This window comes from Janibacter sp. CX7 (assembly GCF_024362365.1).
Taxonomy (GTDB): domain Bacteria; phylum Actinomycetota; class Actinomycetes; order Actinomycetales; family Dermatophilaceae; genus Janibacter.
The window spans coordinates 1,156,745-1,182,108 of sequence record NZ_CP101464.1 but is presented as its reverse complement, the minus strand read 5'-3'; the positions used below and the strand labels follow the sequence as shown (position 1 = coordinate 1,182,108).

Here is a 25,364-nt window from a genome sequence, read left to right as displayed (position 1 = left end):
GGGGTGGCGTCACCCCGCGGTCCCGACTCGCCCGGTCGCTGTGCGCTGGGCTCGTGACCATTATAAAACGCGGGCGGCGCAGATGCCGCCACCAGGGGTGGCAGCGGCCCGTCAGCGGGCCTTGACCGCCAGCACGTCGCAGGGCGCGTCGAGCAGCACACGCTGGGCGTTGGAGCCGAGGATCAGCTTGCCGACGGGGGTGCGACGACGCAGGCCGATGATGATCAGCTCGGCGCCGGTCTCCTCCGCCACGACGATGAGGTCCTCGGCCGGCTCCTTGCCGCGCACGAGCCCACGGACCTCGCCGTCGACCCCGGCCTCGTCCATGCGGGACCGCACCTGCGCGAGGTCGTCCTCGTGCTTGCGCGCGGTGTCACCGCTCAGGCCGACACCGCCGCGGTCGGAGTGGATGACGACGAGCTTGTCATTGCGCAGGCGGCACTCCTCGAAGGCCCGCTCCAGGGCGGCTTCGCCTTCCTTGGTGGACACGTATCCCACGACGATCGTCATCGGTGCTCCTCGTCAGCTCGCTCAGGTGGACAACCTGGGCCAGACGCTACACCGCGGTCCCGTGACCTGTCTCACTCCCCGCCGGGGTGTCGACGAGTCAGGCGTCGCGCAGGGTCTCGTGGAGCAGCTCGCCGACCTGGTCGACCTCGGTGAGGAAGCCGTCGTGACCCACCGCCGAGTGGATCGTGCGCAGCCGGGTGCCGGGCCGCGCCGCGGCGATCTCGCTCGAGAGCCGGGGCGGGTAGAGCCGGTCGGAGTCGACGGGCGCGACGACGAGACGACCGGCGAAGGGGGCGAGCGCCGCCTCGAGCCCGCCGCGTCCACGACCGATGTCGTGGGAGTTCATCGCCTCGGAGAGCACCGCATAGGAGTTGGCGTCGAAGCGACGCGCGAGCTTGCCCCCGTGGTGGTCGAGATAGCTCTCGACGGTGTAGCGCGGTCGCCCCGACTCCCCCGCCGGCTCGTCCTGCTCCTCGCGGCCGAAGCGCTCGTGCAGCTCGAGCTCGCTGCGGTAGGTGATGTGCGCGATGCGGCGGGCGATGGCCAGGCCGCTCTCCGGTCCCTGCGGGTGGTCGTAGTAGTCGCCCCCGGCGAACCACGGGTCGTTGCGGATGGCGAGGATCTGCGCCTGGCACCAGCCGATCTGCTCGGCGGTCGCCCGGGCACCGGTCGCGAGCGCGATCGCCGTGCCGACCCGGTCGGGGTGGCTCGCGACCCACTCGAGGGTCCGCATGCCACCCATCGACCCGCCGATGACGGTGTGCCAGCGTTCGATGCCGAGCGCGTCGGCCAGGCGCGCCTCGGCGGCGACCTGGTCGCGGATCGTCAGTCGGGGAAACCGGCTGCCCCAGGGCCGCCCGTCGGGCGCGGTGCTGGCGGGCCCGGTGCTGCCCTGGCAGCCACCGAGGACGTTGACCGCGACGACGAAGTAGGAGTCGTCGAGGGGCGCACCCTCACCGATGAGCCCGGGCCACCAGCCGGCCGTGGGGTGACCGGGACCGGCGTCACCGACGACGTGGCTGTCACCGGTCAGCGCGTGCTCGACGAGCACCGCATTGTCCCGCTCGGGGCTCAGCCGCCCCCACGTCTCGTAGGCGAGCACGACGTCGGGCAGGGACTCGCCGGACTCGAGCCGCAGGTGGCCCACGGAGTGGAAGTGCCGGTCGCCCGGCTCGTCACCGTCGCGCCACGACGCTGTGCTCGTGGGGGGTGTGGTGGTCACGCTCACGGAGTGCTCCCGAAGTGTCTCGCCTTGCCACATCGCCTCGACGCGGCCAGGTCATCACCCGGGGCACCCCGTCGCGAGGAGGGTTGCCGGCCAGCAAGCCGGGGCTTTGCGCTGGCACTCATGACCTGCCGCCAACTCTAACGTCATGAGGCGCGCGGGATCGAGACGCGTCCGTCGTGCGGACCCGCCACCGCGTCGCTCCACGGGTGCGCGCCGGTGACGAGCAGCCGCGACATCAGGTCGGCGAGCCGGTGGTCGGGGTCGACCTCGAGAGCCCGCTCGAGGCAGATGCCGGCGATCGTGCCGTCGCCCGCCCACCAGGCCAGCTGCGCGACCGCGACGTGCACCGCCGCCGTCAGGGGCGGCGGCAGCAGACGGCCCACCTCGACGAGGCGCTCGCGCACGAGCAGCACCTCCTCGGGCCACTCCTGCGGCCGCGGCCACTCGTCGCCCTCCTCCCACAGGTCGACCCACGGGCAGTCCCCCGCTGCGTCGATGACGAGCGTGGCGATGTGCGGCGGCAGCGCGTCGAGGTCGAAGAAGCCGGGGGCGAGCATGGCGAGCAGCCCGTCGCGCCACGGGATGTCGAGCAGCGAGATCGCGAGCAAGGCGAGCTCGGCGTCGGTGAGCACCGCCACCGGCTCCGCGGTGCGGCGCGGGTCGAGGACCCGGGCCCAGACGTCGACCAGCTCGTCCTCGTCGACGTGGGCGAGGTCGAGTCCCTCGGCCGCGGCAGCGACCCGGTCGGCCCTCACCTCGTCGGTGGGCGGCACCACCCCGTCGACGAGCGCCTGCCGGCTCGGCCAGGGACTCACGCCGGCGAGGACGAAGGGAGCGACCGCCGGCACCTCGTGCGGCTGCGGCAGCTCGCGCCCGCCCGGCCAGGTGCGGCCCTCGCGGACGACGAGGTGCGGTGTCACGTGCAGACCTGCGACGAGGGCGGCTGAGGTGACCGCCGTGCGCAGGGGGCGGGACCCCCCTTCGTCCTCCTCGAAGGCCGTGACGGCCAGACCCTGCGCCCCGCTGTGGGCCAGCACGGCGACGCAGTGCGCCGCGACCTGCTCGCACGCCGCGGCGTCGGGCAGGAGGTCGAGCCGCTGGACCATGCCCACGCGACGACCGTGCAGCGCCGTGAGGACGAGGGAGGGGCCCGGGTGGTAACCGAGCTGGTAGGGCACGAGGACGGCGAGCTCGGCGGGGTCGCGGGGGGAGGCAGTCGGTGTCATGCCCCGACGATGCCGAGCGGCCCGCCCCCTCGACAGAGGGGCGGGCCGCCTGTGGATCCTCGCGGCAGCGGCCACGAGGCTGTGGATCAGTCCGGCACGACGTGCGAGCGCACGGTCCCCGGCTGGGGCTGGGGCTGCGGCTGGAAAGCCGTGCCCTGCTCCCACGCGATGAAGTCCTCGGTCTCCTTGACCAGGGTCGCGGCGAGCCAGCCGACGACCATGACGTCGTCGAGCAGGCCGAAGGCCAGCAGCAGCCCCTCGGGCGCGATGTCGATCGGCGAGACGACGTAGCCGACACCGGCGAGCATCATGACCAGGCGCGCGGACGACAGGCCGGTGTAGGCCCCGGAGCGGACCGCGCGGATCATCCGCGGCACGGCCCGCAGGCGCGCGATCATGCCGGGGCTGCCGGGGCGCGAGGCGCTCCGGACGGCCGACGCGAGGTGGGCAGCACTACGGACTCGGCGGCTCATGGCCATCGGGGTCTCCTGACGCTCGGGCGCTCCCGGGTCGGGGGCGCTCCACGGGGGTCAACGACCCGCGTCGGCCGGGGATTCCACCGGGGCACCCTGTGTGACGAGCCCGTCAGCGCGGTCCTCCCAGAAGGTCGCGCCCACGATGCCGTGGTCGCGCGGGTCGAACTGCGGGTCCAGACCCTGCTTCTTCTGGGCGCGGAAGTCCTTGAGCGCCTTGAGCGCCGGGCCCTGCAGCATGAGGATGCCGAGGATGTTGAGCCAGGCCATCGTGCCGACGCCGATGTCACCCAGGCCCCAGGCGGAGCCGGCCGTCGTCGTCGCGCCGTAGGCGACGGAGACGAGGATCAGCGCCTGCAGTGCACGGATCATGCCGCGGCGCACGACGCCGTTGCGGATCTTGCGGGTGAGGTAGGCGAGGTTGACCTCGGCCATGTAGTAGTAGGCGACCATCGTCGTGAAGGCGAAGAAGACGAGGGCCAGCGCGACGAAGCTCGAGCCCCAGCCGGGCGCGAGGGTGTCGAAGCCCGCCTGGACGAAGCCCGGACCGGGCTCGGTGTCGGTGCCGACCCCGCCGACGTAGAGCGTCTCGTCGCCGAAGGTCTCGCCCTTGAAGACGGTGTACATGTCCGTCGAGATGATGATGAAGGCCGTCGCCGTGCAGACGAAGAGGGTGTCGATGTAGACGGCGAAGGCCTGGACGAAGCCCTGCTTCGCCGGGTGCGACACCTCGGCCGCGGCGGCGTGGTGCGGGCCGGTGCCCTGGCCGGCCTCGTTGGAGTAGATGCCGCGCTGGACACCCCACTTGACGGCCTGGCCGACGATGGCGCCGTAGACGGCGTGCCCGCCGAAGGCACCGGAGAAGATCTCGCCGAAGACGTGGCCGATCTGGTCGAAGTTGACGAAGAAGACGACGAGCGCGAAGAGGATGTAGAGGATCGCCATCGGCGGCACGACGAACGCCGCGAAGGTCGCGATGCGCTTGACGCCACCGATGACGATGAAGGCCAGGCCGATGACCACGCCGATGGCGGTCGCCCAGGTCGGCACGCCCCACGCGGACTCGATGGCCGAGGACATGCCGTTGGCCTGCACGCCCGGCAGGAAGAAGCTCATCGCGAAGACGGTGACGACGGCGAAGACGATCGCGTAGACGAGCGAGAAGGTCTTGGCCTTGTGGGCGTAGGCCTTCTCGAAGTAGTAGGCCGGACCACCGCGGTACTCACCGGTGTCCGGGTCCTTCTCCTTGTAGATCTGCCCGAGGGTGCACTCGACGAAGGAGGTCGCGGCACCCAGGAGGGCGACCGCCCACATCCAGAAGACCGCGCCCGGGCCGCCGAAGGCGATGGCCGTCGCGACGCCACCGATGTTGCCCATGCCGACCCGGTTGGCCAGCGACATCATCAGCGACTGGAAGGACGAGGTGCCGTCCTGCGACTTCTCGCCCCGCACGAGCTGGGCGATCATGTCGGGGATCCCGAGGACCTGGACGAGGCGGGTGCGGATCGTGAAGTAGACGCCGGCAGCCAGGCAGAGCCCGACGAGCGGTATCGACCAGATGACGCCGTTGGTGGCGTCGACGAGTTCGGCGAAGGACATGCGGTACAGCTCCCCTGTGGCGCGGGTCATGGACCCGCGGGACGCTACCTCAGGTCCGGCGCCGCCGCAGGGAACTCGGTCCGCACGTGCGTGCCGATCTGCCGCATCAGCCACACGTCCATGCCGGCACCGACGGCCCCTCCGACGACGGGCACGGCCTTGCCGAAGCGTGCGAAGACGCCCTTGCCGGCGCTCGAGAGGATGCGGAAGCCGACGGCCTTGTTGACCACCATCAGGGCCGGCCCGGGCAGTCGCTGGGCGGCCATGCCGGCGAGTCGGCCGGTGGGCGCCACGACCCCCGCCTTGGCGAGCAGGTCCTGGGCGTCGGCGCCGACGAGGCTGAGCAGGACGGCGGAGCGGATCTCGGGCTGGGCGAGGTCGTAGCCGCGCAGCCGGGCCACGGCCGCCGACATGCGCGTGGCGAGCACGTAGAAGCCGAAGACATTGGCCGGCAGGGCGACGATCATCGTCGCGAAGCCGCCGAGGTTGGTGAGGAAGCCGCTGGCACCGGCGAGCTTGAGCGTGTCGCCGACGACCTCGTCGACCGCCTTGTCGACGTCGCCGCCGTGCTTGGCCAGCGCCTTGTCGGCGACCTGCGCCGCGGAGTCGAAGGGGCCGCTTCCGTCGATGCCGGTGTCGAGGAGGTTCTCGACGAGCGTGAGCGAGGAGCCGGACAGGCCCCGTCGGCTCTTGGGGTCACGCGCCTGCTCGAGCGCGCTCCGCGTGTCCTGCATCTGCTTCTTCTTGCCGAAGCCGAGTCGGTCGGAGATGAATCCCATGTCGGCATCCTGTCATGACGAAGGGGGCCCCGTCGGTGCGCGCGGGTAGCCTCACCGCTCGTGGGTGGAGAGCAGCCGGGAGCCGTCGTCGTCGGGGTCGACGGCGTCGGAGCCGTGCTCCCGCCGGAAGGCGACCCCCTGCTGGCGACGGACCTCCCTTCGCTCGTCGCCGCCCTCTCCCCCGGCACCCGATGGGTCACCTGGTCGGCTGCGTCGGTGGCACCGCTCGTCGCCGCCGGCGCCCGGCTCGACCGCACCTGGGACGTCGCCGAGGCGCACCGCCTGACACACGGTGGCTGGGCTGCCGGACCCGAGCGAGCCTGGGCCGCGGTGCACCGGCTGGACCCCGCGGGCGCCCCGAGCGCGCCGACGGGAGACCTCTTCGACCTGCTCACCGACGAGGTGCCGGCCGAGCAGCTCGTCCGCGACGACGGCCACCTGCGCGCCGACGCGGTGACGGGCGCCTGGCTGACGACACCGCAGCGGTGCGCCGCCTTCGCCGAGGCCGCCCGGCAGGTCGCCGCGCACCAGCGTGACGCGATGTCCGCCCGCGGCGGGCGGGCGCTCGCCACGGCCCACGCCGAGTCGGCCGCCGCCGTCCTGTGCGTCGAGCTCGAGCTGCACGGCCTGCCCATCGACCGCGCCACGGCGCGCCGGCTGGTCACCGAGGCGGCCGGCGAGGAACCGCACACCGTCGACGAGGAGCTCGCGGCCCGCACGGCCCGCGATGCCCCGGTGCTCGCGGCGCTGCCGGGCACCGGCCACGTCGACCTGCGCAACCCCGCCCAGGTCAAGGCGATGCTCGCCCGCGCGGGTGTCGACGTGCCCTCGACCCGCAAGTGGGTCCTCGAGGCGCACCGGGCCACCCACCCGGTCGTGCCCGCTCTGCTCGAGTGGCGCAAGCGCGAGCGGATCGCGACGACCTACGGCTGGCGGTGGCTGCGCGAGCACGTCGGCGCCGACGACCGGCTGCGCGGCGCCTGGGCCGCGTGCGACGGGGCGGCCGGGCGGATGACCGCACAGGCCGGTCTGCACAACCTGCCCGCGGAGCTGCGGCCGGCGGTGGCCGCCGACGAGGGGTGGGCCTTCGTGCGCGCCGACCTCGGCCAGGTCGAGCCGCGGGTCCTCGCCGCCGTCTCGCGCGACGAGGCCTTCGCTGCGGCGACCCGCGAGGACGACCTCTACGCCCCGGTCGCGCAGCGCCTCGGCGTCGAGCGCTCGGTCGCCAAGATCGCGGTGCTCGCGGCGATGTACGGCCAGCGCTCGGGGCCGGCGGCCGAGGCGCTCAAGGGACTGGAGCGCACCTACCCGGTCGCGATGGCGCACCTGCAGCGCGCGCAGGACGCGGGCCGGCGCGGCGAGCCGGTGCGCACCCACGGCGGCCGGCTCGTGCGCACCGACTTCACGGGCGGCGGCGATGACGAGGCGCGCGAGGGCCTGGCCGCCGCCCGTGGGCGCTTCGCGCGCAATGCCGTCATCCAGGGCTCGGCCGCCGAGCTCTTCAAGGCATGGGCGGCGACGGTGCGCGTCGCGGTCCGCCCGCTGCAGGGACGCATCGTGCTCTGCCTGCACGACGAGCTGCTCGTCCACGTGCCGCTGGAGCACGCCGAGGAGGCGGCGGCACTCGTCGACCGCGCGCTGACCGACGCGGCCCGGCGCTGGCTCGGCGGCGAGCAGGTGCGCTTCGTCGCCGACACCTCGGTCGTGCGCCGGTGGTCGGAGGCGAAGTAGCGGCTACTGCTCCGAGTCGTCGACCGTGCGCAGGAAGTCCTCGAACTCCGCGCCGAGCTCGTCCGCGGAGGGCAGCTTCTCCCCTTCGCCGGCAAGCAGGCTGGGCCGCTCGAGGCCCCGCAGGTGCACGTCGTACTGGCGCTCGAGCGCCTGGACGGCCTCGCGGACCTCGTCGTTGTCCTCGATCTCGCGCTCGATCTGCATGCGCCCCTCCCGCGCGGCCTCGGCGAGCGCGTCGTTGGGCAGGTTGAGACCCGTGCAGTCGACGATCGCGTTGAGCGCCGTGAGCGCACCGTCGTGGAAGGTCGACTGCGCGAGGTAGTGCGGCACGTGCATGCTGAAGCCGACGGCATCGCGCCCGCTCTCGCCCAGACGCATCTCGAGCAGGGCCGCCAGGGAGGCGGGCACCTGGACGGTGCCGAAGACCGGCTTGTGCTCGCCGATGAGGCGCTCGTCGGAGCCGTGGACGGTCATGCCGACGGGGCGGCTGTGCGGCACGGCCATGGGGATGCCGTGCGCGTGCGTCGCCAGGCTGATGCCGATCTCGTCCATGAGGCGGATGACCGACTCGACGACGGCCTCCCACCGGTAGTCGGGCTCGGGGCCGGTGAGGATGTAGTAGGTCTGCCCGTCGCGGTCGAGCAGGTGGTAGAGCAGCAGCGCCGGGTCCGCGTAGTCGGTGTAGCGGTTGGCGTCGAAGGTGATGACCGGCCGGCGGCTGCGGTAGTCGATGAGCGAGTCGACGTCGAAGGACGCGACGACGGTCGGGTCGCCCGCCTCGAGGAGGTGGTCGACGAGCAGGCGCTGGGCCATGCCGGCGTCGAAGAAGCCGTCGAAGGCAACGATCATCGGCCCGGGCTGGAGCAGCGCGGGGTCGGTGTCGACCTCGTAGCGGTAGAGGCGCTCGGTCACGTCAGGTCCTCCTGGTCGGTGAAGCACTCATTGTGGCAACGACGCACGTGCCGGGACCATTCCCCCGCAAGGGATCACGCCCGGTGGCTACCGCTCGACCGCGGCGATCGCCGCCCGCACCCGCTTGGCCGAGACGGACTGCGCGGTGCCGATGGACTGGGCGAAGAGCGAGATGCGCAGCTCCTCGATCATCCACCCGATGGCGACGACGTCGGCGGAGCGGCGCCGCAGGGGCGGCAGCGCGTCGAGCAGGTCGGCATAGGCGCCCTCGACGCCGTCGACGACCTCCTGGTGGGTGCCGTCGCGGCGCGGGTTGTCCGCAGCCCGCTCCAGGCGAAGGGAGATCCCGCGCAGGTAGCGCCGCAGGTCGGGCAGCCGGGCCAGCCCGGTGTCGGCGATGAAGCCGGGGCGCACGAGCCCGTCGAGCTGGGCGCGCACGTCGGCGACGGTCGTCGCGACCGCGGGCGCGCTCATCCGGTCGAGGGTGGCGATGATCTCGGTGCGCTGGCCGAGCACGGGCTCGACCTCGGAGACGGCGGTGAGCACCCGCTGGGCGACGTGCGTGCGGGTCGCGGCCAGCGCCTCGTCGAAGGCCGCGCGCGTGCGCACCGCCCCCGTGACGTGCTGGGTGACGATGTCGTCGACGGCGGCGGCGAGCGCGTCGTCGAGCAGCTTGGGGACGGAGCCGTGTGGGTTGTCGGCGAGGGCGAGCTTCTGCGCATTGGTCAGCCGGGCGAGCACGCGCTTCCACGGCGGGGTCGTGCCGAGGAGGAGGAGCCGACGCACGCCGGCGGTGTGGGCCGCGACGGCCTGCTGCTCGTCGGGCAGCACGCGGATGGCGACGCTGCTCCCTTCGTCCACGAGGGCCGGGTAACCGACGACGGTGTGCTTGCCGGTCTTCGTCGTGAAGGTCGCGGGCAGCTCGTCGAGGTCCCATGTCGTCAGACCGGTGCGCTCGATGGAGGCACCGGCGCGCGACATGCCCTGCTGGACATGACCGGCGAGGCTCTCGCGGAGCGCCTCGAGGTCCTTGCCCCGGCCGAGTCGACGACGCCGCGAGTCCTCGACGGCGAAGGTGACGCGCAGGTGGTCGGGCACCTTCGACCAGTCCCACTCCCCCTCGTCGATGCGGATGCCGGCCCGGCGCCCGAGCACGCTCGACAGCTGCTCGGTGATCGAGGTGCCGGCGTCGGGGTCGAGCTCGGCGAGCGCGGCGCGGGCGTGGTCGGGCGCGGGGACGAGGTGGCGGCGGGTGGCCTTGGGCAGCGACTTGATGAGCGCCGTGACGAGGTCGGCGCGCAGCCCGGGCACCTGCCAGTCGAAGCCCTCGGCGGTCAGCTGGTTGAGCAGCGCGACGGGCACGTGGACGGTGACGCCGTCGTCCTCGGTGCCGGGCTCGAACTGGTACGTGACGACGAGCTCGAGACCGTCGGTGCGCCAGCGGCGGGGGTAGTCGCGGCCGTCGACCTGCTCGGCGTCGTCGCGGGTGAGCAGCTCCTCGGTGAGGGTGAGCAGCTCGGGCTGCTCGTGGCGAGCTGTCTTCCACCAGCTGTCGAAGTGCGCCCCGGAGACGATGGTGTCGGGCAGGCGGGCGTCGTAGAAGTCGACGACGTCCTGCTCGTCGACGAGCAGGTCGCGTCGGCGGGCGCGCTCCTCGAGCGCCTCGAGCCGGCGCACGAGCTTGCGGTTGGTCGTGAGGAACTCGTGCCGGCCGTCCCACTCCCCCTCGACGAGCGCGTGCCGGATGAAGAGCTCACGGCTCGTGACCGGGTCGATCTTGCCGTAGGAGACGGCGCGGCCGACGACGAGCGGCACCCCGAAGAGCGTCACCCGCTCGGTCGCCATGACCGACGCGGCCTTCTTGCTCCAGCGCGGCTCCGAGTAGGTCCGCTTGACGAGGTGCGCGCCGGCCCGCTCGGCCCACACGGGGTCGATGCGAGCGGTCGAGCGGGCCCACAGCCGGCTGGTCTCGACGAGCTCCCCCGCCATGACGAAGGGGGGTTGCCGCCGGAAGTTCGTCGTGCCCGGCTGGATGGAAAATCGGGCTCCCCGGGCACCGAGGTAGTCGCGCTTCTCCTCGTCGCGCAGGCCGATGTGGCTGAGCAGCCCGGTGAGCAGCGCCTGGTGCACGCGGTCCCAGTCGGGCTCGGCGTCGGGGGCCGAGGTGCGCTGGCGGGTGTCGATCTTGCACTGCTTGGCGGCGCGCACGAGCTGGCTGTGCAGGTCCTGCCACTCGCGGGTGCGCAGGAAGTGGATGTACTCGCGCTTGCACATGCGGCGGAAGGCGCTGCCGGACAAGGCCTTCTGCTGGTCCTTGAGGTAGACCCAGAGGTTCCACCAGCTCGCGAAGTCGGACCCCTCCTGGCGGAAGCGGGCGTGCTGCTGGTCGGCCTGGGCCCGCTGCTCGGTCGGCCGCTCGCGGGGGTCCTGGATCGACATCGCGGCGACGATGACGAGGACCTCGGTGGTGCAGCCGAGTCGGTCGGCCTCGATGAGCATGCGGCCGAGCTTGGGGTCGACGGGCAGGCGGGCGAGGGTCCGTCCGGTCGGGGTGAGGCGACGCGCCCCCTTCGCCCGGTGCTCCGTGTCGAAGGCCTGCAGCTCCTGCAGCAGGCGGACACCGTCGGTGATCTGACGGGAGTCCGGCGGCTCGACGAAGGGGAAGCGTGCGACGTCGCCCAGGCCCAGCGCGGTCATCTGGAGGATGACGCTCGCGAGGTTGGTCCGCAGGATCTCGGGGTCGGTGAACTCCGGCCGGGCCTCGAAGTCCTCCTGCGAGTACAGCCGGATGCACACGCCCTCGGCGACGCGACCGCAGCGGCCGGAGCGCTGGTTGGCCGAGGCCTGCGAGATGCGCTCGATCGGCAGGCGCTGCACCTTGGTCCGCTGGTTGTAGCGGGAGATGCGCGCGGTGCCGGTGTCGATGACGTAGCGGATGCCCGGGACGGTCAGCGAGGTCTCGGCGACGTTGGTGGACAGCACGATCCGGCGCCCGGAGTGCGGGGCGAAGACGCGGTGCTGCTCGGCCGCGGAGAGCCGGGCGTAGAGCGGGATGATCTCGGTGTCCGGCAGGTTCATCCCGGTCAGGGCGTCCTGCGCGTCGCGGATCTCGCGCTCGCCGCTGAGGAAGACGAGGGCATCGCGCGGGCCGCCGGACTCGGGCTCGGTCCACAGCTCCTCGACCGCCCGGCAGATGCCGGTCACCTGGTCGCCATCTCCATCGACTCCGCCGTCCTCGCCGTCTTCTTCTCCGAGGGGGCGGTAGCGCACCTCCACGGGATAGGTGCGGCCGGAGACCTCGATGATCGGTGCGGGCTCGCCCCCTTCGTCGCTGAAGTGGGCGGCGAAGCGCTCCGGGTCGATCGTCGCCGAGGTGATGATGACCTTGAGGTCGGGGCGACGCGGCAGCAGCTGCTTGAGGTAGCCGAGGATGAAGTCGATGTTGAGCGAGCGCTCGTGGGCCTCGTCGATGATGATCGTGTCGTAGCGGCGCAGGTCGCGGTCGCGCTGCATCTCGCCCAGCAGGATGCCGTCGGTCATCACCTTGACCGCCGTGCTGTCGCTGCTGTGGTCGGCGAAGCGCACCTGGTAGCCGACGAGCCCACCGAGGTCGACCCGCAGCTCCTCGGCGATGCGCTCGGCCACCGAGCGGGCGGCAATGCGGCGCGGCTGGGTGTGGCCGATCTGCCCCTCGCGCCCACGACCGATCTCGAGCGCGATCTTGGGCAGCTGGGTCGTCTTGCCGGACCCCGTCTCCCCCGCGACGATGACGACCTGGTGCTCGCGCATCGCCGCGGCGATGTCGTCCTTGCGCGCGACGACCGGCAGGTCCTCGGGGTAGTGCAGGTCCTCCGCCGCGATGGGCTCACGCAGGGCGGACTCGGACATGGGCGTCAGGATACGTGCTCCGCTAGAAGTCGATCGTCGTCACCGGACCGGTCGGCGTGCGCAGCGCAGCGTCGAGCGCCGCCACCGCCGCCGGGTCTCCTGTGACGTACCCGGCGGCCGCCCGGGCGGCGATTGTCTGCCCGCCGAGCCACACGGCACCGAGGTCGCCGATGTCGACCGTGACGTCGGCGGCGGCGTCGGTGCGCTCGAGGGCGCCGACACCGTCGCGTGCGGCGGTCCAGCGCCAGCGGCCGGCCTGCTCGGGCAGGATCGCGTCGCCGATCTCGACGACGACGTCGAGGTCGGCGGCGTGGCCGCGCTCGGCGACGGCCGTCGGCAGGTCGACGATGCGCAGCCAGAGGTTGTCGCTCGGCCCGCTTCCGCCGAGGGCGCGCGGCGAGGGCAGCCACTGCACGAGCGGGTCGTCGAGGGTGACCCAGTACTCCGTGCTGCCCATGAGGTCGAGGTCGACGAGCCGCTCGGCGAGCGCGAGCCGGGCCCCGACGTCGGTCGAGACGAGGAAGAAGACGCCCACCTCGCCCTGGGGTCGCCCATCGGACCACTTCGCCGTGCGGTGGAAGTACGCGGCGCCGACGTCGCGACCGTCGCGGGTGGCCCACAGCAGGCGTGCCGGCTCACGGTCGCCGCGGCTCTCGGGGCTGTCGTGGAGCAGGCGCGCGCAGTCCTCGCGGCTGCGCACGACCTGCCCGGCACCGGTGGCCGCGGCCGCTCGGGCGATGTCGTGCCACCGGTCACCCTGGTCCGGGCTGACCGTCGTGGTGCGCAGGGTCGTCGCGTCGGCGAGCGCCCGCACCTGCGCCGGCGCGGCGAAGCTCGTGCCCCGGCCGAAGCTCGACCGCAGCACCGTGCTCGCAACCCCGTAGCCGAAGCGCCCGTAGATCGTGTGCTCCGACGCCTTGAGCACAGACAGCGAGCGCCCCTGCTCGTCACGGATCCACCGCAGGTGGTGGGCCATCGTCGCCGTGAGCACCCCGCGGCGCCGGTGGTCGGGGTGCACCCCGACCCACGTCAGCCCCTCCGCAGGACGAAGGGAGGCGACCTCGCCTCCCGCAGCCGGCACGGAGACCTCGACGTCCCACGACCCGGCCGTCCCGGCGGGCTCTCCCCCACGGGTGGCGACGAAGCCGGCCCGGCTCGGGGTGTCGCGCAGCTGCGCCTCACGCGGTCGGCGCCCCGCGTCGGCCCACACGAACTTGTCGAGCTCGAGCAACCCCTCAACCTGACTCTCGTCGGCGGGGTCGATCCGGGTGATCTCGATGTCGCTCGTCATGCAGCAACCGTGGCACCCACCCCTCGACGCGGCAACGGCTTTAGCGAACGAGCGTGACCGCGGGTTCGTGCAGCGGGCCGGCCGACAGGTCGTGAACCCGCTCGTCCCGACGCTGCTGCTCCGCGAGCTGCCGACGCTGCGCCGCCTCCTCCTTCTCCCGGCGGGCTCGGCGGTCTGCCGGGGACTCCGTTGCCTGCTCGATCCGGCCCGCAGTCGACGTCACCGAGCTGGCTTGGGACGTCACCTTGCTGGTGGTCCGCACGGAGTACTTGACGACGTAGCCGCCCTTGCGCACACGACCCGACCCAGCGACCGCCGCCCAGTCGGTCACCATGTCGTCGACCAGGCGGGCGCCACTCGCCTCGGCCAGCTTGTCAGTGGCCCGGTGCTTGAGCTTCACCGTGTTCGTCGCGACCTTGTGCTTGGTCCAGCTCTTGGCGTTCGCCGCGATCCGTCGATGGGCGATGGGGTTGGTGGACGTGTCCGCCGCCCTGATGTTCTTGAGCTCGTCGGCACGGTGACTGAGCCTGGTGGCATTCTTGGCATCGGCCCGCTTGCTCCCGGGGATGACGATGTCGACGGCAGTGAGGACGGTCGTCGCGCCGACGTCCTTGTAGCTCCCCTCGCCGTAGACCGCGCGGCGGCCGAGCTTGCCGATGGGATCGCCTGCGGTCATGATCGCCGCCGGCTTGCCCCACGGGGTGACGTCGACGACCGGGTTGTTGAAGAGGCTGCTCGTCCCCGTCCGGCTGGCCATCTCGAAGCTGTTGTAGGTCCGGGGGTCGGACAAGGCTGTTCCGACCGAGCCCAGCCGCCCGGCCGTCGCCCGCTCGTCGGCCACTGCGGCGTCGGCCACCCGCCGGTACCCTCGCTTGTTCATCTCCCGCGAGTTGCTCGCCGCGCGGTACTCCCGGTCGACCGTCGCGTACTCGGGGTCCTCCGGGGTCATCGTCTCGAGCCTCGCCCGCCGGTCCTCGCTGGTCCTGTCGTTGGCGTCGTAACGAGCGCGCAGCCTCGCGAGCTCGGCCTGGCTCTTCTCGAGCCGGTCGGCATAGGGCCGGATGATCTGCTCGGTGTCGCTGAGCCGGTTGGCGATCGCGACGAGGTCCTGCGGGGTCGTCCCGACCTCCTGCTCGAAGAGAGTGCCGGAGCACGACTCCCAGACTCCCTTCGTCGAAACCATGCGGAGCATCTCGGCGACGGTGTGGATGTTGGCGGCGACCGTCTTGAGCTCGTCCGCCTCCGCCCGGATCATCTCCGGGTCGCCCTCCTCGATCGTCCCTGTCTCGTCCAACGCCATCAGAGGACTCCCTGGTGCCGTCGGTCGAGGAGGTCCTCGGTCTTCACGTACCAACCCCCGGCATCCTTGGCGAGGCGGCCGAGCTCGCGCAGCTGCTTGCCCACCCGGATCCGCTCCCGCTCGAAGTCGCCGATCGCGCCCTCGTACGCATCGGTGCCGTACCAGCTCGGGAAGCCGAAGGTCTCGACCGCCTCGTTGTTCGCCTTCGCCGCCTTCTCCTCCAGGAAGTCGGCGATGGCCTTCAGCTGTCGGCCGAGCCCGTCGATGCCCTCGCTGTCGATGGAGATGCGCTGCTGTCCGTCCATGCCCCCACGCTAGGAAAGAACGCCGAAGGGCCCGTGGAATTATCCACAGGCCCCTCGGACGAGCTCGATCACTTCGCCGCGGCGAAGCCCTCCTCGAGGTCGGCGATGATGTCGTCGATGCCCTCGAGGCCGACCGCCAGGCGCACGAGGCCGGGGGTGACGCCGGCGGCGAGCCGGTCCTCCTCCGGACCCTGCGAGTGGGTCGTCGACGCGGGGTGGATCACGAGGGAGCGCACGTCACCGATGTTGGCGAGGTGGCTGTGCAGCGTGAGCCCCTCGACGAACTTCTTGCCCGCCTCGAAGCCGCCGGCGATCTCGAAGGAGATGACGGCACCGGCCCCCTTCGGCGTGTAGCGCTGCGCCTGCTCGAAGCTCGCGGAGCCCTCGAGGGAGGCCCAGTTCACCGACTCGACCTGGCCGTGGCCGGAGAGGAAGTCGACGACCTTGCGGGTGTTGTCGAGGTGGCGCTCGATGCGCAGGCTGAGCGTCTCGATGCCCTGCCCGATGAGGAAGGCGTTGAAGGGCGAGATCGCCGGACCGATGTCGCGCAGCAGCTGCACGCGCGCCTTGAGGATGAAGGAGAGGTTGGCCCCCAGGGCGCCGTTGACACCGAGGTCGGGCCCGAAGCGCAGCCCGTGGTAGCTCGGGTCGGGCTGGTTGTAGTTGGGGAACTTCTCCGCGTCGGCGGCGTAGTCGAAGTTGCCGGAGTCGACGATGACACCGGCGATCGCGGTGCCGTGGCCACCGAGGTACTTCGTCGCCGAGTGCACGACGACGTCGGCGCCGTGCTCGATGGGCCGCAGGACGTAGGGCGTGGCGATCGTGTTGTCGACGACGAGCGGGACCCCCGCCTCGTGGGCGACCTCGGCGATGCCGGCGATGTCGAGCACGACCGGCTTGGGGTTGCCGATGGTCTCGCCGAAGAAGACCTTGGTGTTGGGCTTGACCGCCGCGCGCCACTGCTCGAGGTCGCTCGGGTCCTCGACGAGGGTCGTCTCGATGCCGAACTTCGCGAGGGTGAACTTCAGCAGGTTGACCGTGCCGCCGTAGAGCGCGGCGCTGGCGACGATGTGGTCACCGGCCTCGGCGATGTTGACCAGGGCCAGGTGCGTCGCGGACATCCCCGATGCGGTGAGCAGGGCCCCGACGCCGCCCTCGAGCGCAGCGATCTTCTGCTCCACCGCGTCCTGGGTGGGGTTCATGATCCGCGTGTAGATGTTGCCGAACTCCTTGAGCGCGAAGAGGTTCGCCGCGTGCTCGGTGTCCTTGAAGGCGTAGGAGGTCGTCGCGTGGATCGGCAGCGCCCGCGAGCCCGTCGTGGGGTCGGGTGCCTGGCCGGCGTGGATCTGACGGGTGTCGAAGCTCCAGGTGGAGGGATCGGTCATGGTGGTGCTCCTGTGCTGTGCGCGCTTGACCGCGACGGTCGTCGCGGACCAGGTCGTCTCCCGGGGCACCCCACCGCGGAGGAGGGTTGCCGGCCAGCGAGCCGGGGCTTCGCGCTGGCGCTCAAGACCTGTCGCAAGACTAGGAGATGCTCGCGTCGCCGATCAGGCGCGTCTCACACGGTGGATCCACCACAGGCCGACGAAGGGGAGGACGAGCGGCAGGTAGCCGTAGCCGGACCCGTAGTGGGACCAGACGGTCTTGTCCGGGAAGAGCTCCGGACGCACGAAGGACAGGGTGCCGACCGCGAGCACGCCGACCGCCTCGACGGTGATCGCCCCGGTCGCCAGCCGGGCGCCGGAGGGACCCCCCTTCGCCAGGGCCACGGTCGCGACGACGTAGATGACGGCCGCGACGGCCGAGAGCACGTAGGCCAGCGGCGCGCGGTCGAAGTACTGGGTGATCTGCAGGACCGAGCGGCCGGTCGCGGCGAGCGCGAGGACGGCGTAGACCGCGACGACGACCCGGCCGGGCCCGGTGCCCGTGCGCACCTCAGGCCGGGCCATGGGTCTGCCAGATCTGGAGGATGCGGTAGGCCATGACCCCGACGGTGAAGGCGCCGGCGAGGACGACGCCCATGGCCCAGCGGGTCTTCTCCTTCAGCGCGATGAAGACGACGATCGGCGGCAGGATCGGCAGCGTGAGGGCGTAGGCGAGCATCGTCGCACCCTCGCCCTGGCCCGACACCTTGCCCATCGCGATCGCAGAGACGACGACGAGCACGAGCAGGGCGAGCTCGAGGACCGCGGTGACGATCAGCATGAGGTCGTCGACGAGGCGGTCGAGGACGAGGTAGGCCAGGGACTGCAGTCCGAGCACGCCGACCGCGACGATGACGACAGTGGTCAAGGGCACAAGCACCGGGCAAGGGTACCCAGCGCGCGGCCTGCGACCATCACTGCCATGAGTGACCCGCGTCCCGGTGCCCAGCAGCTCATCGCCTCCGTCGTCGACGCCGGCAGCTTCGTCTCGTGGGACGAGCCGATCGACGTCAGCGGCCTCTCCCCCGACTACCGCGCCGCGGTCGACAAGGCCGCAGAGCGGGCCGGGACCGACGAGTCCGTGCTGACCGGGCGGGCGAGCATCCACGGTCACGACGTGGCGCTCATCGTCGGCGAGTTCCGCTTCCTCGGTGGCTCCATCGGGCGGGCCGCGGCCGCGCGGATCGTCGCGGCGATCCGCCGGGCGACGTCGGAGCGCCTGCCCCTCGTCGCGGCCACCGCGAGCGGCGGCACCCGCATGCAGGAGGGCACCCCGGCCTTCGTGACGATGGTCGACATCTCGGCGGCCGTCGTCGCGCACAAGGCGGCCGGACTGCCCTACCTCGTCTACCTGCGCCACCCCACGACCGGCGGCGTCTTCGCCTCGTGGGGGTCCCTGGGCCACATGACGATCGCCGAGCCCGACGCGCTCATCGGCTTCCTCGGCCCGGTCGTCTACGAGACGGTCAACGGCGTGCCCTTCCCCGACGGGGTGCAGGTCGCCGAGAACCTCGTCGACAAGGGCATCGTCGATGCCGTCGTCCCCGTCGAGGGCCTGGCCGACATCGCCGCCCGCGCGCTCACCCTGCTCTCGGCGAGCACGACCCGCACCGCCGACCCGGCCGACCACCCGGCGTGGCCGATCTCCCCCTTCGTCTCCCGTCCGGAGCCCACCGACGAGGAGGTCGCCCGCGTCTGGCAGTCCATCGAGACGACGCGGCGTGCGGACCGGCCCGGTGTGCGCGAGCTGCTGCGGCACGCCGCCGACGACGTCATCCCGCTCAACGGCACCGGCTACGGCGAGTCGGACAAGGGCGTCATGCTCGCGCTGGCGTCCTTCGCCGGGCGGGCCTGCGTGCTCGTCGGTCAGGACCGGCGCTACCAGGCCGCCCAGTCGATGGGGCCGGCCGCGCTGCGCGAGGCGCGACGCGGCATGCGGATGGCGACCGAGCTCGGGCTGCCGCTCGTGACGATCATCGACACCCCCGGCGCCGACCTGTCGCCCCGTGCCGAGGAGGGCGCCCTCGCGGGCGAGATCGCCCGCTCGATCTCCGACATGACCGCCCTGACCGTGCCGAGCGTCTCCGTGCTCCTCGGCGAGGGCACCGGCGGCGGCGCCCTCGCGCTGCTGCCGGCGCAGCGGATCATCGCCGCGGGCCACGCCTGGCTCTCGCCGCTGCCCCCGGAGGGTGCGAGCGCGATCGTCTACAAGGACACCGAGCACGCCGCGCTGCTCGCCGCCCGGCAGCGGGTCGGCGCCACGCAGATGCACGAGGACGGCACGGTCGACGTCATCGTCCCGGAGGAGCCGGCCGCGCACGAGGACCCCGAGGGCTTCGCCGCCGCGATCGCCGCCGCCATCGCGGCCGAGGTCGAGGGGCTGCTGCACGAGGGGTGACCCGGCCGGTCGCTACCCGGCGATCGCGAGGCCCGGCCACGCGGGCATCTCGACGACCCCGTGCACCGACGCGAGATAGGTGCCGAGCAGGGGCACCCGGTGCTCGCGGCAGGCGGCGATCGCCGCCTCGTGCCACCCCCTCGCCACGTCGTCGGGCGTGTAGCCGCGGGGACGGCCGACGGCGACGACGATGCCGCCGAGGCGGTCGGCGAATCCGCTGAGGAAGACGTCGAATGGGCGGCGCCGCTCGTGCGGCGGGACCCCCTCGACGTCGTTGATCGTCACCGGCTGCACGAGTCGGTGTTCCCGGCTGCACAGCAGGATGCTCAGGCACCCCTCCGCGCGGTCGGCCTCACGCACGACGAGGTCGACGACGTCGGCCGTGAGGGTGGGGTCGGTCAAGGGGCGCTGGGGCCAGTCGGCCGGCAGGTCGTCGTAGGTCATGCCCTTCATCATGGCCACGTCACGACGGGCCGCCGCGAGCTTTTCCACAGGCACCCGCCGAGCATCGCGGCGCGGGTAGTGTGACGACCGGCACGCCGGCCCACACCCCGTCGGCGGCACCACCACGACCTCCGGGAGACCCCCAGTGGCACTCAGTGTCTTCGACCTCTTCTCTGTCGGCATCGGCCCGTCGAGCTCGCACACCGTCGGCCCGATGCGTGCCGCCGTGATGTTCGTCGAGGGGCTGCGCGACGAGGGCCTGCTGCCGCAGGTGCGGCGGGTGCGGGCCGAGCTCTTCGGTTCCCTCGGTGCCACCGGTCACGGCCACGGGTCCAACACCGCGGTGCTGCTCGGGCTCACCGGCGAGCGTCCCGAGCTGTGCGACCCGCGCACGGTGACGGGCCGGCTCGAGCAGATCCGGTCCAGCCGTCGGGTGAGCCTGCTCGGCGAGCACGAGATCGACTTCGTCGAGGACGACGACCTGGTCCTCCACCGACGCAAGTCCCTGCCCCTGCACCCCAACGGCATGACCTTCACCGCCTGGGGCGAGGAGAGCGGCGAGGGCGCCACTCCCCTGTCGAGCCACACCTACTACTCCGTCGGCGGCGGCTTCGTCGTCGGCGAGGACGCGTCCGGCTCGACCCGGATCGTCGCCGACACGACCCCGGTCAAGCACCCCTTCACCACCGGCGACCAGCTGCTCGCGATCTGTGCCGAGACGGGCCTGTCGATCTCGCAGGTCATGCTCGACAACGAGCTGTCGTGGCGCACCGAGGCGGAGGTGCGCAGCGAGCTGCTGCACATCTGGTCGGTGATGCGCGAGTGCATCGACAACGGCCTGCGGACCGAAGGGGTCCTGCCCGGTGGTCTCAAGGTGCGCCGGCGCGCTCCCCAGCTCCACCAGCGGCTGCGGACCGAGGGCCGCAGCGACGACCCCCTTCGTGGCATGGACTGGCTGTGCCTCTACGCCCTGGCGGTCAACGAGGAAAATGCCGCGGGCGGTCGCGTCGTCACGGCGCCGACCAACGGCGCTGCCGGGATCATCCCGGCCGTGCTGCGCTACTACACCGACTTCGTGCCGGGCGCGGACGACGACGGCATCTGCCGCTTCCTGCTCACGGCTGCCGCGATCGGCGTGATCTACAAGGAAAATGCCTCGATCTCCGGCGCCGAGGTCGGCTGCCAGGGAGAGGTCGGGTCGGCGTGCTCGATGGCCGCCGGAGCGATGGCCGCGGTCCTCGGCGGCTCCCCCGCCCAGGTCGAGAATGCTGCGGAGATCGGCATGGAGCACAACCTCGGCCTCACCTGCGACCCCGTCGGCGGGCTCGTGCAGATCCCCTGCATCGAGCGCAATGCGGTGGCCTCGGTCAAGGCGATCACCGCCGCCCGGACCGCGCTGCGCGGCGACGGCTCGCACGTCGTCTCGCTCGACAAGGTCGTCAAGACGATGCGCGAGACGGGCCGCGACATGAAGGTCAAGTACAAGGAGACGGCACGCGGCGGGCTCGCCGTCAACGTCATCGAGTGCTGATCTCCCACTCACCACCGGGGCTGAAGATCACGAGATATCTCGTGCCGGTGGGAGGGGTCGTCGACTCCTCGTGGTCGTCGTCGACGGTGAGGACCGTCTCGATGACTCGGCCGTCGGCGTCCAGGGCCTGCAGGTAGAAGGACCTGGACGGGGCCTCGGTGATCTGGGAGTAGGTCAGGTCCAGACGGTCGCCGTCCGTGCCGTCCCAGGCGAAGACCCCCGGACCACGCCCTCGCTCGACCGCCCCGGCCGCGGGCGCCCGGTCCAGCGGTGCGAAACGGACGGTCCAGTCCCCCTTCGCCTCCACCTTGATGCGCTCGGTGGGCGCGCCGTGGGCGTTGACGTTGAAGAGGACGGTGCCGGACCGGCCCGTCGAGCTGTCGAGGATCGCCTCGGTCTCCAGCCCGTCGGCGTCGACCCCGGTGAGCGACAGGGGGTCGAAGGGGAGGCCGCGCTGGGTGTAGGTGATCAGGGCCGGCTCCTCGCCGGCCACCTCGGGCACGTCGACGGTCCCGCCATCGCGGGTGCCCGAGGAGACCCCGCCCCACGGTGACGCAGAGGTCGGGGCCGAGGCCGACGGCGAGGACGACGGCGAGGACGCAACGTCCTCGGGGCCATCAGCACCGCTGGACAACCAGCGGACACCGATGACCCCGAGGACGATCAGAGCGACGAGCCCCGCGCCGACCACCGTGGCGATGATGATCGGGAAGACCCGGCTGCTGCTCACTTCTTGGTGAGCTCCCAGTCACCCGTCGCGTCAACGACGAGGTACTTCGTGCCGTCCTGGACGGTCGTCGTGCCCTCGTAGTTGTCGTACTCGCTGATCAGGCGGTCCGGGTAGTCCTCGGTGCCCACGGCCTGGACCCGGAAGTTGCCGAGGAAGGAGTCGGCCGGCTGGGTGTACTTGGCCGAGAGGTCGCTGCGCTTGCCGTCCCACTTGAAGACCTGGGCGCCGGTGCCCTTCTGCGAGGAGCCGAAGTTGGGCGCCTGGTTGATGCGGATGAACTTGATCGTCCAGTCACCCTCGGTGTCCATCTCGATGCGCGAGGTGGCCGCCGTGTAGTTGGTGAGGTTGTAGGCGACCGTGCCCTTCGTGGCGTCGGACGCGGTGAGGACGTACTCGGAACTGCGACCGTTGCCGTCGAGGCCCTTGATCGTCAGGGAGTCGTAGTCGTCGCCCTTGTAGGTGAACTCGACGAGGCCGGCGCCGTCACCGGAGGGAACCCCGATGAAGGCCTTGCCGCTGCCGGTGTACTTCTTGCCCCACTCGGCGGCCTTGTTCTTGTTGTCGAGGATGCTCGTGCCCGGGTCGTCCGAGGTGGACGAGCTCGTGGTGCTCGGGTCGGTCGTCGACGAGTCCGTCGGGGTGTCGGTCGAGCTGTCCGTCGAGGAGTCCGTCGGCTGCGAGGTCGTCGTCGAGTCGGTCGGGTCCGCGGTCGGGTCGTCGTCGCTGCCACCGATGAGCTTGAAGCCCACGAAGGCGAGGACGAGCACGAGGACGAGGCCCACGGCAGCGAGCGAGATGATCAGCGGCATCTTGCTCTTGCCCTGGGGCGGCTCGCCCTGGCCCTGCTGGCCGTAGGCGGGCTGGCCGTAGCCCTGCTGCTGGTCGTAGCCCTGGGTGTAGGGCGAGGACTGGCCGTAGCCCTGCTGCTGGTCCTGGCCGTAGGCCTGCTGACCGTAGGCGGACTGGCCGTAGCCCTGCTGGTCCTGGCCGTAGGAGGACTGCCCGTAGGCGGACTGGCCGTAGGCCGACTGCCCGTAGCCCTGCTCCTGGCCGTAGCCAGCGGCACCCGCACCCGCGGCGCCGGCGGCCCCGGCCTGCGAGGAGGAGTCGGTGGTGGAGATCGCCTCGGTCTCGGGGGCGCGGTCGGCGCTCGGGCGCACGCGCGTCGCCTCGTCGACCTCGCTCGTCGAGCCCACGGTGTCCTGACGGACGCCGGTGCCGGCCGCGTCGGGGCCGGGCTGGCCGACGCCGAAGCCCTCTGGGGTCGCCTGCCGGTGCTCGGTCCATCCGTTGCCGTCGTAGTAGCGGATCTGACCCTCGTGCTCGGGATCTTGATACCAACCGGCCGCCCAGGAGCTCATCGAGGCCCCCTCCATCTCTGTCTCGAGTGCAGTTGTCCAACTGCCGTGAATTGCTGTCGCAAGAGTACCCACCGATCGGGCCGTCAGCAGTGGGGAGCACTCCCCATGGGACTCAGCCCGCGTAGCCCGCCCGCCGGTTGGCCTCGACGGCGCCCTGGTAGGCGTGCCACATGCCCCAGCCCCAGGCGAGGAGCATCAGGGGCAGACCGATGAAGCCGATGAGCACCCAGCCGAAGCAGACGAAGAAGACGATGCTGAAGATGTAGAGCATGAGGAAGCCGATGCCCGGGCCGACGTCGCCGTTCATCATCGAGCCGACACCCGGCACGAGGAAGGAGACGAGCAGCGCGATGGCCGGGTCCTTGCGCGGTACCGGCGGGGCGAAGGGGGCGCCCGTCACCCCGTAGGGAACGAGCTGCTGCGGTGGCGGTGCGTAGGCCGGCGGCGGGAAGCCCGCCGGGGGCGTCGTCGTGGCGTGCGTCCACTGGGTGCCGTCCCAGTAACGGCGCTCGCCGTCGTGCTCGTACCACCCGGGTGCGTGCTCGGTCATCTGTCCCCCTGATCTGCTCGAGGCACTCTAACCCTGCGGCACCCTGACCCCGGCACGGGCGAGCGCCTGCGGGTCGCCGACGACGACCAGACGATCGGTCGCCCGGGACAGACCGACGTAGAGGCGCTCACGGAACCTCTCCCTCGTCCCGTCCTCGTTGATGCTCAGCACGACGACGCGACGTTCCATCCCCTTCGCCCCGAGGACGTGGCCGTAGAAGACGTCGTCGTCCTCCCAGAAGGTGCGCCAGTAGCCGCCCTGCCCGAGCTCCTCCTGCCGCTCGACCTGGACGGGGTGGCGCTTGCCGGTGGTGAGCAGCGCGACGTGACCGGGGCTCCAGCCCTCGTCGAGCAGGAGGTCGATCTGGTCGTCGGCGGTCTCGAGGGCGTCGCCGGGAGCGGCGCTCACGAAGGCGACCTCCGGCCCGTCGCCGCCCTCGAGGCGCATCCGCAGCGGGGCGAGCGGACGGAAGACCTCGGCGATCTGCTTGGTGTTGCGCAGGTTGTGGTCAAGCACGAGCGGGACGAGGGGCACGGGCGGACGGCCGAAGCGGTGGAAGATCCGCTGGTTCTCGTCGGAGTAGATGAAGAGGCCGCCCTCGACCTCGTCGGTGAGCGCGCCGACGAGCGGGTGCCACCACGACTCGGCGAAGTCCTGCGCCTCGTCGACGACGAAGGAGTCGAAGCGTTCCCCCGGCGGCAGCTCGGCGGCCCGCTCGGCCATGAGGCGCGGCATGACCTCCTCCCAGTAGTCGGGGTCGTCGCGCGAGCCGGAGGGCACGCCCCACTGGTTGGCCAGGTCCTCGAAGGTCCCGACGAAGGCCGGCCGCTGCCGGTGCGGCCAGGTCGCGACGACGCGGGAGAAGTAGGTGGCCAGGCCGATGGAGTAGCACAGCAGCGCGACCCGCTCGGGGCGGCGTCCGTCGCGACCGGCGCTCAGCTGCTGGGCCTGGGTGAGGGCGAGCACGGTCTTGCCGCTGCCGGCACCACCGCGAACTTCGATGCGCCGCAGCAGCCGGGTCACCCCGAGGATCTGGCTCTGCTCCTGGGTGAGCCGGTCGGCGCGGGCTTCGCGCTCGTCGGCGTCGGCGACGAGTGCCGTGCCCACGTGGGTGCCGCGGCCGGTGAGGATGTCGACGATGAGCTCGCAGTCGTCAAGATCGGGCACGAGCTGGGCGGTCTCCTGCCGCAGCGGGATGTCGGCGAGGCGCTGGGCGAGGTCGGCCTGGTCGTCGCGGTCGTGGACGAGCCAGCGGGGGCAGTCCGGCAACGAGAAGTCCGGCCCCAGCACGGTGAAGGGGGTGACCACGGCGTGGGCGAAGCGCACCCGTCGCCGGCTGCTGTCGCGCCACCGCGGATCGGCCTCGACGTAGGCCCGCAGGGCGTAGCGCGACTCCCGCGCCTGCCGCACGGGGTCCGTCGGCCTCACCCGATTGCCCTGCCGCATGGTCCAGGCCCCGTCGTGCACGGCCAGCCCCGATCCCTTGACCTCCACGACGACGATCCCGACGTCCGGCATGACGACGACGAGGTCGAGCTCGTGGTCCTTGGCTTGGTCGGTCAGCCGGAGGCTCGCGATGATCGTGTCCTGCGGGCGAAGGGAGTCACGCAGCCGCTCCCACACCTTGCGTTCCGACGTGGTCGTCAGCTGCGGGTCCTGCGGGATCAGTCGCGGCATGGCCACA

Annotated in this window: 21 protein-coding genes, 1 pseudogene and 2 riboswitches; of the genes and pseudogenes, 3 read left to right on the top strand and 19 right to left on the bottom strand. The window is 71.9% G+C overall.

The genetic code is table 11. The annotated features are described in order from the left end of the window. Window positions 1-111 precede the first annotated feature (111 nt). From NMQ01_RS05785 to NMQ01_RS05760, 6 genes are all read right to left on the bottom strand, one after another. On the bottom strand, window positions 112-510 hold the full coding sequence (locus NMQ01_RS05785; RefSeq protein ID WP_255185910.1) for a universal stress protein: 399 nt from the start codon (window positions 508-510) through the stop codon (window positions 112-114). A 97-nt stretch (window positions 511-607) separates the two neighbouring features. Next, complete coding sequence (locus tag NMQ01_RS05780) at window positions 608-1,738, bottom strand: homoserine O-acetyltransferase (RefSeq protein ID WP_255185909.1); 1,131 nt, start codon at window positions 1,736-1,738, stop codon at window positions 608-610. A 16-nt stretch (window positions 1,739-1,754) separates the two neighbouring features. After that, window positions 1,755-1,864, bottom strand: a riboswitch (SAM riboswitch). Between the two features lie 17 nt (window positions 1,865-1,881). After that, entirely contained in the window at window positions 1,882-2,964 is a 1,083-nt protein-coding gene (locus NMQ01_RS05775) for a DUF4192 domain-containing protein (protein ID WP_255185908.1), read from the bottom strand. An 86-nt stretch (window positions 2,965-3,050) separates the two neighbouring features. After that, window positions 3,051-3,437, bottom strand: coding sequence for a YkvA family protein (locus tag NMQ01_RS05770; RefSeq protein WP_255185907.1), 387 nt, complete (start codon window positions 3,435-3,437; stop codon window positions 3,051-3,053). A gap of 57 nt (window positions 3,438-3,494) precedes the next feature. Next, the gene (locus tag NMQ01_RS05765; protein ID WP_255186327.1) at window positions 3,495-5,036 is read right to left on the bottom strand and encodes a sodium:alanine symporter family protein; all 1,542 of its coding nucleotides are present in this window, start codon (window positions 5,034-5,036) and stop codon (window positions 3,495-3,497) included. A gap of 44 nt (window positions 5,037-5,080) precedes the next feature. Continuing rightward, window positions 5,081-5,815, bottom strand: coding sequence for an EcsC family protein (locus NMQ01_RS05760; protein ID WP_255185906.1), 735 nt, complete (start codon window positions 5,813-5,815; stop codon window positions 5,081-5,083). 60 nt (window positions 5,816-5,875) lie between these two features. On the opposite strand from NMQ01_RS05760, the gene NMQ01_RS05755 reads away from it, so the two are divergent. Continuing rightward, complete coding sequence (locus NMQ01_RS05755; protein WP_255185905.1) at window positions 5,876-7,546, top strand: DNA polymerase; 1,671 nt, start codon at window positions 5,876-5,878, stop codon at window positions 7,544-7,546. Window positions 7,547-7,549: 3 nt separating this feature from the next. On the opposite strand, the gene NMQ01_RS05750 is transcribed toward NMQ01_RS05755, so the two are convergent. The 8 genes and pseudogenes from NMQ01_RS05750 to NMQ01_RS05715 all read right to left on the bottom strand — a co-directional run bounded on the left by NMQ01_RS05750 (window position 7,550) and on the right by NMQ01_RS05715 (window position 17,546). Next, on the bottom strand, window positions 7,550-8,458 hold the full coding sequence (locus NMQ01_RS05750) for a PAC2 family protein (protein ID WP_255185904.1): 909 nt from the start codon (window positions 8,456-8,458) through the stop codon (window positions 7,550-7,552). Window positions 8,459-8,545: 87 nt separating this feature from the next. Then, the gene (gene hrpA / locus NMQ01_RS05745) at window positions 8,546-12,346 is read right to left on the bottom strand and encodes an ATP-dependent RNA helicase HrpA (RefSeq protein WP_255185903.1); all 3,801 of its coding nucleotides are present in this window, start codon (window positions 12,344-12,346) and stop codon (window positions 8,546-8,548) included. 22 nt (window positions 12,347-12,368) lie between these two features. Beyond that, on the bottom strand, window positions 12,369-13,637 hold the full coding sequence (locus NMQ01_RS05740; RefSeq protein ID WP_255185902.1) for a GNAT family N-acetyltransferase: 1,269 nt from the start codon (window positions 13,635-13,637) through the stop codon (window positions 12,369-12,371). Between the two features lie 40 nt (window positions 13,638-13,677). Further along, a complete protein-coding gene (locus tag NMQ01_RS05735) occupies window positions 13,678-14,937 on the bottom strand; it encodes a hypothetical protein (protein ID WP_255185901.1) in 1,260 nt (419 codons plus the stop codon). Continuing rightward, window positions 14,937-15,242 carry a hypothetical protein gene (locus NMQ01_RS05730; protein WP_255185900.1) on the bottom strand — a complete coding sequence of 102 codons (306 nt, stop codon included), beginning with the start codon at window positions 15,240-15,242 and terminating at the stop codon, window positions 14,937-14,939. The genes NMQ01_RS05735 and NMQ01_RS05730 overlap by 1 nt, the downstream gene beginning before the upstream one ends. A gap of 68 nt (window positions 15,243-15,310) precedes the next feature. After that, window positions 15,311-16,630, bottom strand: a pseudogene (locus tag NMQ01_RS05725) (bifunctional o-acetylhomoserine/o-acetylserine sulfhydrylase); the annotation flags it as partial. Window positions 16,631-16,643: 13 nt separating this feature from the next. After that, window positions 16,644-16,756: riboswitch (SAM riboswitch) on the bottom strand. 33 nt (window positions 16,757-16,789) lie between these two features. Then, window positions 16,790-17,191, bottom strand: a complete 402-nt coding sequence (locus NMQ01_RS05720; RefSeq protein WP_255185899.1) for a hypothetical protein — start codon at window positions 17,189-17,191, stop codon at window positions 16,790-16,792. Then, on the bottom strand, window positions 17,178-17,546 hold the full coding sequence (locus NMQ01_RS05715; RefSeq protein ID WP_255185898.1) for a hypothetical protein: 369 nt from the start codon (window positions 17,544-17,546) through the stop codon (window positions 17,178-17,180). The genes NMQ01_RS05720 and NMQ01_RS05715 overlap by 14 nt, the downstream gene beginning before the upstream one ends. 42 nt (window positions 17,547-17,588) lie before the next feature. Between NMQ01_RS05715 and NMQ01_RS05710 the strand changes: the two genes are divergently transcribed. Further along, window positions 17,589-19,064 carry an acetyl-CoA carboxylase carboxyltransferase subunit alpha/beta gene (locus NMQ01_RS05710; protein ID WP_255185897.1) on the top strand — a complete coding sequence of 492 codons (1,476 nt, stop codon included), beginning with the start codon at window positions 17,589-17,591 and terminating at the stop codon, window positions 19,062-19,064. 12 nt (window positions 19,065-19,076) lie between these two features. Here the strand turns inward: NMQ01_RS05710 and NMQ01_RS05705 are convergent, their stop codons facing one another. Next, window positions 19,077-19,562, bottom strand: coding sequence for a hypothetical protein (locus NMQ01_RS05705; RefSeq protein WP_255185896.1), 486 nt, complete (start codon window positions 19,560-19,562; stop codon window positions 19,077-19,079). 91 nt (window positions 19,563-19,653) lie between these two features. Here NMQ01_RS05705 and NMQ01_RS05700 point away from each other — a divergent pair, with 91 nt between their 5' ends. Then, window positions 19,654-21,039 carry an L-serine ammonia-lyase gene (locus NMQ01_RS05700; protein WP_255185895.1) on the top strand — a complete coding sequence of 462 codons (1,386 nt, stop codon included), beginning with the start codon at window positions 19,654-19,656 and terminating at the stop codon, window positions 21,037-21,039. Here NMQ01_RS05700 and NMQ01_RS05695 read toward each other — a convergent pair. The 4 genes from NMQ01_RS05695 to NMQ01_RS05680 all read right to left on the bottom strand — a co-directional run bounded on the left by NMQ01_RS05695 (window position 21,026) and on the right by NMQ01_RS05680 (window position 25,357). Continuing rightward, complete coding sequence (locus NMQ01_RS05695) at window positions 21,026-21,769, bottom strand: hypothetical protein (RefSeq protein WP_255185894.1); 744 nt, start codon at window positions 21,767-21,769, stop codon at window positions 21,026-21,028. The two genes, NMQ01_RS05700 and NMQ01_RS05695, sit on opposite strands and share 14 nt — an antisense overlap. Continuing rightward, on the bottom strand, window positions 21,766-23,130 hold the full coding sequence (locus tag NMQ01_RS05690; RefSeq protein ID WP_255185893.1) for a DUF2510 domain-containing protein: 1,365 nt from the start codon (window positions 23,128-23,130) through the stop codon (window positions 21,766-21,768). The genes NMQ01_RS05695 and NMQ01_RS05690 overlap by 4 nt, the downstream gene beginning before the upstream one ends. Window positions 23,131-23,242: 112 nt before the next feature. Further along, window positions 23,243-23,680, bottom strand: a complete 438-nt coding sequence (locus NMQ01_RS05685; protein ID WP_255185892.1) for a hypothetical protein — start codon at window positions 23,678-23,680, stop codon at window positions 23,243-23,245. A 27-nt stretch (window positions 23,681-23,707) separates the two neighbouring features. Beyond that, a complete protein-coding gene (locus tag NMQ01_RS05680; protein WP_255186326.1) occupies window positions 23,708-25,357 on the bottom strand; it encodes a nuclease-related domain-containing DEAD/DEAH box helicase in 1,650 nt (549 codons plus the stop codon). Window positions 25,358-25,364: the final 7 nt, after the last annotated feature.

Excerpts from the sequence above, each read along its gene's own strand:
- NMQ01_RS05785 (WP_255185910.1), bottom strand. The coding sequence starts at position 510 with ATGACGATCGTCGTGGGATACGTGTCCACCAAGGAAGGCGAAGCCGCC.
- NMQ01_RS05775 (WP_255185908.1), bottom strand. The coding sequence starts at position 2,964 with ATGACACCGACTGCCTCCCCCCGCGACCCCGCCGAGCTCGCCGTCCTC.
- NMQ01_RS05770 (WP_255185907.1), bottom strand. The coding sequence starts at position 3,437 with ATGAGCCGCCGAGTCCGTAGTGCTGCCCACCTCGCGTCGGCCGTCCGG.
- NMQ01_RS05765 (WP_255186327.1), bottom strand. The coding sequence starts at position 5,036 with ATGTCCTTCGCCGAACTCGTCGACGCCACCAACGGCGTCATCTGGTCG.
- NMQ01_RS05760 (WP_255185906.1), bottom strand. The coding sequence starts at position 5,815 with ATGGGATTCATCTCCGACCGACTCGGCTTCGGCAAGAAGAAGCAGATG.
- hrpA (WP_255185903.1), bottom strand. The coding sequence starts at position 12,346 with ATGTCCGAGTCCGCCCTGCGTGAGCCCATCGCGGCGGAGGACCTGCAC.
- NMQ01_RS05740 (WP_255185902.1), bottom strand. The coding sequence starts at position 13,637 with ATGACGAGCGACATCGAGATCACCCGGATCGACCCCGCCGACGAGAGT.
- NMQ01_RS05735 (WP_255185901.1), bottom strand. The coding sequence starts at position 14,937 with ATGGCGTTGGACGAGACAGGGACGATCGAGGAGGGCGACCCGGAGATG.
- NMQ01_RS05730 (WP_255185900.1), bottom strand. The coding sequence starts at position 15,242 with ATGGACGGACAGCAGCGCATCTCCATCGACAGCGAGGGCATCGACGGG.
- NMQ01_RS05720 (WP_255185899.1), bottom strand. The coding sequence starts at position 17,191 with ATGGCCCGGCCTGAGGTGCGCACGGGCACCGGGCCCGGCCGGGTCGTC.
- NMQ01_RS05710 (WP_255185897.1), top strand. The coding sequence starts at position 17,589 with ATGAGTGACCCGCGTCCCGGTGCCCAGCAGCTCATCGCCTCCGTCGTC.
- NMQ01_RS05690 (WP_255185893.1), bottom strand. The coding sequence starts at position 23,130 with ATGAGCTCCTGGGCGGCCGGTTGGTATCAAGATCCCGAGCACGAGGGT.
- NMQ01_RS05685 (WP_255185892.1), bottom strand. The coding sequence starts at position 23,680 with ATGACCGAGCACGCACCCGGGTGGTACGAGCACGACGGCGAGCGCCGT.
- NMQ01_RS05680 (WP_255186326.1), bottom strand. The coding sequence starts at position 25,357 with ATGCCGCGACTGATCCCGCAGGACCCGCAGCTGACGACCACGTCGGAA.